At 47.0% G+C, this 7337-nt stretch carries 9 protein-coding genes; 5 read left to right on the top strand and 4 right to left on the bottom strand.

What is annotated here, in order from left to right; all coding sequences use genetic code 11:
* Positions 1 to 424: 424 nt before the first annotated feature.
* Positions 425 to 1471 (top strand): AbrB family transcriptional regulator, encoded by a 1047-nt coding sequence (locus tag GX016_08405; GenBank protein HHT71581.1) that lies wholly within the window; start codon positions 425 to 427, stop codon positions 1469 to 1471.
* A 309-nt stretch (positions 1472 to 1780) separates the two neighbouring features.
* Here the strand turns inward: GX016_08405 and GX016_08400 are convergent, their stop codons facing one another.
* A complete protein-coding gene (locus GX016_08400; GenBank protein HHT71580.1) occupies positions 1781 to 2392 on the bottom strand; it encodes a type II toxin-antitoxin system PemK/MazF family toxin in 612 nt (203 codons plus the stop codon).
* Between the two features lie 718 nt (positions 2393 to 3110).
* Here GX016_08400 and GX016_08395 point away from each other — a divergent pair.
* From GX016_08395 to GX016_08385, 3 genes are all read left to right on the top strand, one after another.
* Positions 3111 to 4016, top strand: coding sequence for a slipin family protein (locus tag GX016_08395; GenBank protein HHT71579.1), 906 nt, complete (start codon positions 3111 to 3113; stop codon positions 4014 to 4016).
* Positions 4017 to 4128: 112 nt separating this feature from the next.
* Positions 4129 to 4353: a CopG family transcriptional regulator gene (locus tag GX016_08390; GenBank protein ID HHT71578.1), complete on the top strand. Its 225-nt coding sequence runs from the start codon at positions 4129 to 4131 to the stop codon at positions 4351 to 4353.
* On the top strand, positions 4350 to 4697 hold the full coding sequence (locus GX016_08385; GenBank protein ID HHT71577.1) for a type II toxin-antitoxin system PemK/MazF family toxin: 348 nt from the start codon (positions 4350 to 4352) through the stop codon (positions 4695 to 4697). Before GX016_08390 ends, GX016_08385 begins: the two co-directional genes overlap by 4 nt.
* A 163-nt stretch (positions 4698 to 4860) precedes the next feature.
* Here the strand turns inward: GX016_08385 and GX016_08380 are convergent, their stop codons facing one another.
* Both GX016_08380 and GX016_08375 read right to left on the bottom strand, forming a co-directional pair.
* Positions 4861 to 5754, bottom strand: coding sequence for a DUF3298 and DUF4163 domain-containing protein (locus GX016_08380; GenBank protein ID HHT71576.1), 894 nt, complete (start codon positions 5752 to 5754; stop codon positions 4861 to 4863).
* Positions 5747 to 6262: a sigma-70 family RNA polymerase sigma factor gene (locus GX016_08375; protein ID HHT71575.1), complete on the bottom strand. Its 516-nt coding sequence runs from the start codon at positions 6260 to 6262 to the stop codon at positions 5747 to 5749. The genes GX016_08380 and GX016_08375 overlap by 8 nt, the downstream gene beginning before the upstream one ends.
* A gap of 299 nt (positions 6263 to 6561) precedes the next feature.
* Here GX016_08375 and GX016_08370 point away from each other — a divergent pair, with 299 nt between their 5' ends.
* Complete coding sequence (locus tag GX016_08370) at positions 6562 to 6843, top strand: hypothetical protein (GenBank protein ID HHT71574.1); 282 nt, start codon at positions 6562 to 6564, stop codon at positions 6841 to 6843.
* Between the two features lie 99 nt (positions 6844 to 6942).
* Here GX016_08370 and mscL read toward each other — a convergent pair whose 3' ends face one another.
* Positions 6943 to 7329, bottom strand: coding sequence for a large conductance mechanosensitive channel protein MscL (mscL, locus tag GX016_08365; GenBank protein ID HHT71573.1), 387 nt, complete (start codon positions 7327 to 7329; stop codon positions 6943 to 6945).
* Positions 7330 to 7337: the final 8 nt, after the last annotated feature.

Genomic DNA, 7337 nt, shown 5'->3' with positions numbered 1-7337 from the left:
TCCTTGTACTCCGAGGCATCCATTTTGCCCCGCAAAATATCGGCCGCTTGAAACAGGAAATTCTCCAGCTGAGAAAGCGATATCTTTTTAGCAGGCATATTGTTGGTAGGCAAATATTACTCCCCCTGCATGATGAAATTATCATCCTACTACGTTAACCGACTTTGGTCTTTTATCTTCAGGGACACACCATTAACCATGAATTAACGCTCAGGCGCAGAACTGCAGGCAGTTAGCCCCAATGGTTTTATTTCGTCAAGGGCCCATAATTTCCCTGCTGGGTCGGGCTTATTCCGGTAACTCCCCTTTGGTGCTTTTCGGCGATGAACTCCCGTTCCCGGGGCGGTGTTAAAGGAACTTCAACCAAACGCGTAGAACTAGTTGAGACATACGTTCAGTTGTCGAAGGAAAGCGGTGGTCAAGATTGGCTAATGTTTGGCTGGGCGTTAGGGATACAGGGTTACTCTTCCTCATAAGCTGGCTGGGCTGGAAGTTGCTGGAGCAGCTAAAAGTGCCTGCGGCTAGTCTGCTAGGAGGAGTGACGGCCGTTGGGCTGGCTCGTCTATTGGGGGTCCCATTTGCTTATCTGCCCTGGTTCTTGCAACTGATGCTCCAAGCGGTTCTCGGTATCTTTATTGGACTGCGTTTTACCAAGGATACTTGGCCCCATATTAAGAATCTGGCTCTGCCGGCGATCTTGGTGTCTGTGTGGATGCTAGCCAGTTGTTTCTTGGTAGGGCGGGTTTTTCAGCGTCTGACCCAGGTAGCACCGGTGACGGCCATTCTTGGCGCCGCTCCCGGGGGAGTAGCGGAAATGACGATGTTAGCCCTTAATCTTAATGCGGATGCTGTGGTAGTAGCTACACTGCAGCTAATGCGCCTTCTGGGAGTGGTTTTCGTTATCCCCCTCCTGGCTCTGCGCCAAACAGAAACATCCTCGCCTAACAACAACAGGCGTAGGATCCCTAAAATCCCCTGGCAGCCTTCGGCTGTGATTACGTTGACAGTGGGTATAATCGGCGGAATTGTGGCCTACATACTAAAATTGCCGGCGGCCGGACTTCTGGGAGCGATGGTTACTGTGGGTCTGATTTCCGGCTGTTTTCACCAGTTCACACCTTTGCCGGATGAAGTACGGGTCTGGACCCAGGCGGGAGTGGGCGCATTGATCGGGCTCAACTTTGGACCGGAGACAGTACAAGGGTTAATGCTTCTGGCTGGGCCGGCCATTACCTCCACCGCCGTTGTGATTGTCTCCGGCCTGGTGCTGGCAACCTTGTTACAGCGACTCACCGGTTGGGATTATCTTACCTGTCTCCTGGCTGCTGCCCCCGGCGGGGTAACTCAATTCTTTATTCTGGCCTGTGAACTGGGCGCTGACCCGCTCACGGTGAGCTTGCTCCAACTGGTACGCTTTGTTACCATTTTAGGCATTCTGCCCTTGCTGCTTAGCCTGCCGCTGTGGAGCTAGCGCCCGGCTACAGACAAAGAAAAGGCCTTATGGCGTCCGAACAACGGCCGTGGGCTCTAGTAATAATGTAGAGACCCCTATGGGGAGTGGTTAAAACGACGAAAGCCGCCGGAAATGGCGGCTATCATCTCAAAACCTCAGCCTTCCTGGCTAAAGCCACTTTGTATTTTTATTATATGTTACTCAAGCAATTTATACACACAAAAAGCAAAGAGGAACTTATCCAAAGTTCCCCCACTTGAAGAAGAAATATTATTCTTTACTCTCCGGTAAAGAACCTTTTTGTAGCTAAAGTATAGCATGGAAAAGTTAGTCTGTCAATTTTGATCGGATAAGTTTTTCAAGCTCTTCATCGGTAGATACTTGAGCAATATCCCTAAGTTTTTTTATATAATCCTGAGCCTTATTCCTGTCATGCTTTATCTTATCAATAAATTCTAGTTTATCCTTTAGTCTCTTTTCCAACTTGTTATAATGAGCCATCAAGTCTAGAGATCTCGCTACCGCAATTTCAACCTTCTTCAAATCTTGAGGAGATAAGGATGTTACGTAATCCCCCAGCCTTGCTTTGCTAACACAGCAAATATTTGATACGTTTACTCGCCCATCTAATATAATTGTCCCATCCTGATCTTTCTGCACAGTCAGCGGAACAAGAAAAGGATATTCGGAGCTATCGTGGGTAATTGGAGCCACGATGGTATTACCGGACTTATGATTACCAATGTTGTTTTGAATAATAACACAGGGTCTTGCTTTCTGCATCTCACTGCCAATTCCCACGCCTAACTCACATTCATAAACTTGTCCCCGCTTAACAAATCTTCTTTTCGCCTTTTCTGCTATTAAGTTTAATGAAAACTTTCTTTCCATCCATTTTAGGAAGGCCTGCACTTCTTTTATTTGGACATTAGTTGACACATTCGCACCACTCTTTCTAGTTTTTTAGATTTTACTCATTTACTAATTATAACATAAGCCCCTGCTGCCTATCAGCGGCACAGCCATAGACTTCGGCTCCCCATTCGCCGTCATATAAGAAAGCGACAGTCGCCTGGGTGTTTCCCCAGGCGACTGTCGCTTTCTTATATGGTTATGGTTGTCATATGGCCTATTACAGCAGCTGCCCGTTCTCCTTGAGCCAGGCCTAGGCCTTATCCATGGTGTTTGTTAAAACCCTCACTACTTTTCCAATTTCTCAAGGTCCTTGTTTAGCCGCAATAGCCGCCGTATGATCATCCAGTTCTGTTCCTCCAAGGAACTTAGGTAGCTTGCTTTTGCCTGTTCCGCGGGCTAGGCAAAATATAATGGCATACCCGCCTTAAACCATTTGTTATTGGCTAAGTCCTGTGATATTTTCCGCAGCACAATTAAATCGCTCTAGTCTAAGTCCTCCAGCTGGTACCGGTCCATGAACGCCTGTAGCTCTTGCTGCAGTCTTTCCTCTTTGCTTTCTCTGTTGCCGAATAACGTCATGCCAAAACCACCTCTTTTCCTTTATGATACTCAATAAGAGAACTCTTTAACATAAACAGTAGCTACCCACTGTATAGCTACTTTAATCAGGTTCTGGCCATACTAACCCTGAATACATCTAGACGAGGCTTGGATTCTTGGTGAAAAAGGGGGATAAATGAACATGCCACAACCGCTTTTGACCGTGCTCACGGTGGCGTTTTGGGTAATAGTTGCTTGGTGGGCCCTATGGATTGTTTTAGCGCTTTATACTAAGGCTAGGGCGGTGTCCTTTCTGCTTTCGGGGACCGGTCTGGTATGGGTGTTTTTTGGGCTACGGCTTAGTGGCAGTCCCGGTCTTATTCCCTATTTGATTATTCCTTTGCTGTTTCTTCCCAGCATGGTTCGGATTATCACGGAGTATCAAAGGGGGATTCTGTTTCGGTTCGGCCGGCAAGTGGGGGTTCTAAATGCGGGCCTAAATGTGGTGTTCCCTTTTGGGGTGGATTATGTAAGGAAGATCGACATGCGCACCTTTACCATTGATGTACCCAAGCAGGAAGTTATTACCAAAGACAATGTGCCGGTGATGGTGGATGCGGTGGTTTATTTCAATGTCTTTGATCCGGTGCTGGCCGTGGTTAAGGTAGCCGACTATGTACACAGTACCACACTGTTGGGCCAGACTATACTGCGGTCCGTTCTGGGACAATACGAACTGGACGACATGCTAGCTAAGCGGGAAGCCTTGAACGAGATGCTCCGGAAGCTCTTGGATGAGGCCACTGACCCCTGGGGTGTCAAGATAACTGCGGTGGAAATAAAGGCGGTGGAACTCCCGGAAACCATGAAACGAGCCATGGCCAAACAGGCCGAAGCAGAACGCGAGCGACGGGCAAAGGTGATCTCGGCCGACGGCGAATACGAGGCTTCGGAAAAGCTGGCCGCCGCTGCCCATGTCATAGCCACGGAGCCTTCGGCCATTCAACTGCGCTATTTGCAGACCTTAGCGGAAATTGCCGCTGAGCACAACTCCACCATTCTGTTTCCGGTACCGCTTGAGATTCTGACAGCGTTTGGTCAAAAATAAGTCCGACCGATTTAGGTATTGTAAGGAGATTGGCAGAAAAGAGAGTGTGGTATGACTTGTAATTCATACTTACCGTATGATATCATTATCATCAGAAGGGGGTGTTGTAACAATGAGGTTCACTGTCAGCCTTTCCGCCGACCTGGCAAGTGTTCTTGATGATTTGGCTCAGCAATGGAAGATTGGGCGCAGCGGTGTCGTGGCTAGACTCTTGGAGGAAGCCAAGACAATTCAGCTACGGGAGTCCTTAGTTGAGGGCTACAAGGCGATGGCCGACGAATCAGCAGAAACCGCAGAACAAACTCTTGCTGCTCAGGCGGAGGTGATTTTAAAGTGACAGAGTTGCTGCGCGGTGATATCTGGTTGGTAGATTGGAGCCCTGGACGAGGTAGTGAGCAAGCCGGTTTGCGCCCAGCCTTGATAATACAAAATGACATTGGTAATCAGTATAGCCCGACAACAATTGTGGCTGCCATTTCCACTACCATAACAAAAACGTACCCCTTTCACGTCCAGATCCTACCAAATGAATCTGGCCTTAAAGGTCCCAGCACTATTAAAGCTGAGCAAATAATGACCATCGATAAGAAACGGTTAGTACGAAAAGTAGGAGAAATATCGGAAGAAAAAATATTAGAGGTGGAAAAAGCCGTTCACATTAGCTTAGGGCTTGTTACTTGATATGTATAAGTCAAAAAGAAGGAGCGCTGTTCTTTATGTGGAATTGTGTGAAAGGCCAGGTGGCCTTATTTTTTTACGAAGATTACGGGCGGCCACAGAGGGCCGCCCTACCCGAAGGTCCTGGTTCTCGATGTCTGAACCCCACGCGATGGTTCTTGTTTTGTTACTTTACATACTCATTGCTCACCAAAAGATCGGCTATGGCCTCAGTTGGTATAACAAACTCTACCACTCCCATACAGCCGGGACCCACCTCGTACTTATCAAAGGAAATCACAAGCTTGCCGTCGGCATTAATGTAAAAACTTTGCTCCCGCGAAATCTGCTCAAACGGCTCTACGAAATCTTCCACATCACCTTTAAGCCAATAAACATTGCCCTCATCAGCTGCCATCTGTTCCTTCATCTGGCCGATTATATTATCGCTTATGACTTCCACATAACTGTCATCCTTAAACAGGCTGGGCAGGGTGATTAGGATTTCCCTTTTTTTGTCTATGGTGTCGTACTTAATCTTGGTATCGGAAGATCCAGCGGCGGTGAAGTGATAACGTTTTACAGCAAAAATGGCATCGCTATCTGTTACCACTTCGTACCCGCTGCTGACACCCAAATGAGCGCCACCTTGTTTCTTCGCTTCCTCCATGGCCGCCACAAAATCCTCGTATAGCTTTTTATTCTCGGCCAGGTATTTTTCGTTCAGGCTACTTTCCAACTCCTTGTTTTGTAGCCCTTGGATTTCGGGCACTTTTATATCGGCTTCAAAGTTGTCTTCGTTAACTGTGAACTGCCGAAAAGTGAGCACTTTCACTATGCTTCCCACTAGCGGCACCTCCGCCAGTGTTTGGGCAAACACGGGGCTGCTATTGACGCCTACAGTAACAAGAGCCAGAGCGGCCGCCACGGAAGCAGCGGCAATGCGGACCTTATTGAAATGGTTTTTCTGCCTGTTTTTCTGTAAAGCACGGCGCACAACAAAATCCAACTCCCTGGGGATGGGTGTGCTAATATACTCGTGTTTCAACTGATCCAACTGATCCAGACGATTGCTATTCATGGCAAATCCTCCCTCTCTCATCATGGTCAACCATTTCGATACTGAGCTTCCTCAGTGCGGTATACAAACGAGTTTTGACCGTATTGACATTCTCATCTAAGATCTCGGCCACGTCCTCTATTTTTAAGTCTTCGAAGTAGCGCAGTATTATTATGGTGCGGTATTTGGCCGGCAAACTGTCTAGTGCTCGGCCCAAGTCTATGTTTTGGTAAGTATCGCAGGTACCGCAATTAGAGTTGATTAAGACCTCTTCTTCCATTAGAACTGTTTTGTTTCTTTGCCGTAGAAAATCCAGGGCGGTGTGTATGACTATTTTGTAGAACCATGTTCGGAAATAAGCAGGGTTTCTTAGTGAATCCAGTGATGACATACCTTTACATATGGATTCTTGGACAATATCTAAAGCATCATCTACGTTTTTCACATAGCTATAAGCCAGCCTGTAGTACCTTTCGTTATTCTTGATAATATGGTCAGCGAATTGTTTTTCCAACTTGCTTCTGTTCATTCGCGCGAAGGTCTCCTTTCCTCTGCCATGGCTTTAGTGTGCGCGGTTGGTTTGTCTTACACTATATAGACGAGCAAGACCCCGAAAAAAGTTTGATTAAACTTAGACCTTTCTTCTGTTAGTGTAATCAGAGTAGTTTATCTGTACGCGTCAAATAAAACCCACCTCACGTAAGATGGACTGGAGTAGCTCCAGAAGGGAGTTAAGAGGTAGAGGCTCTACCCCTTGGAAGAAACCGCTGTGCATGGTAACATATATCACGGGAGAAAGAATAACGGGGATTCCAAGGAGGAACCTGAATGAGTATCTTTGAAGCCGGCATGCTATTTTGTTTTGGACTGGCCTGGCCGATCTCCATTGTTCGAACCTGGCGCAGCAGAAGTACCAAGGGAAAAAGCCCGGTGTTTTCGGTGGTTATCATAGTGGGCTATCTATGTGGTACGATACACAAACTTCTTTACAGTTATGACATTGTTATGGTGCTCTATCTTATTAACATGATCATGGTGACGATTGATTTAGGCTTGTGGCTGCGCAATGCACACCTCGAACGGCAGGAACACAAGGCAGCCAACATCTAATTCGATATCATCTGGTTACAGATGAAAACATAAGATCGGAAGAAGGAACAACGAACGTGAAGATTACGGGCGGCCACAGAGGGCCGCCCGTGTCCGATCTTATTTGCTTTGCTGCCTTAGTAAATCTCGAATATCGGTGAGTAGAATTTCTTCCTTGCTGGCTACAGGCTCCGGCTCAGGGGCCGGTTCTTCTTCCTCTTGCTTCTTGAATTGGTTAATGAGCTTCACTAGGAAGAAAATGGACAGGGCTATAATAAGGAAATCAACTACGCTTTGGATAAAAGCGCCATACATAATTGCTGTTTCACCCACCTGGATTTGTAGGTCAGAAAAACTGATGCCTCCCAAAAACAAACCAATGATAGGCATTATCAGGTCGTTAACCAAGGACGTGACAATCTTCCCGAAGGCACCGCCGATAATGACACCCACAGCTAGATCCATGACATTTCCTCTCATGGCAAACTGCTTAAATTCGTTCCACATATTGGCCT

It is taken from the genome of Bacillota bacterium (assembly GCA_012837285.1).
Lineage (GTDB): Bacteria > Bacillota > DTU030 > DUMP01 > DUMP01 > DUNI01.
Note: the sequence above shows the minus strand (reverse complement) of the source record. Positions and strands in the feature narration are given on the sequence as shown.

Bases quoted from the DNA above. Each gene is read 5' to 3' on its own strand.
- GX016_08395 (HHT71579.1), top strand. From the start codon at position 3,111: ATGCCACAACCGCTTTTGACCGTGCTCACGGTGGCGTTTTGGGTAATA.
- GX016_08390 (HHT71578.1), top strand. From the start codon at position 4,129: ATGAGGTTCACTGTCAGCCTTTCCGCCGACCTGGCAAGTGTTCTTGAT.
- GX016_08380 (HHT71576.1), bottom strand. From the start codon at position 5,754: ATGAATAGCAATCGTCTGGATCAGTTGGATCAGTTGAAACACGAGTAT.
- GX016_08375 (HHT71575.1), bottom strand. From the start codon at position 6,262: ATGAACAGAAGCAAGTTGGAAAAACAATTCGCTGACCATATTATCAAG.
- GX016_08370 (HHT71574.1), top strand. From the start codon at position 6,562: ATGAGTATCTTTGAAGCCGGCATGCTATTTTGTTTTGGACTGGCCTGG.
- mscL (HHT71573.1), bottom strand. From the start codon at position 7,329: ATGTGGAACGAATTTAAGCAGTTTGCCATGAGAGGAAATGTCATGGAT.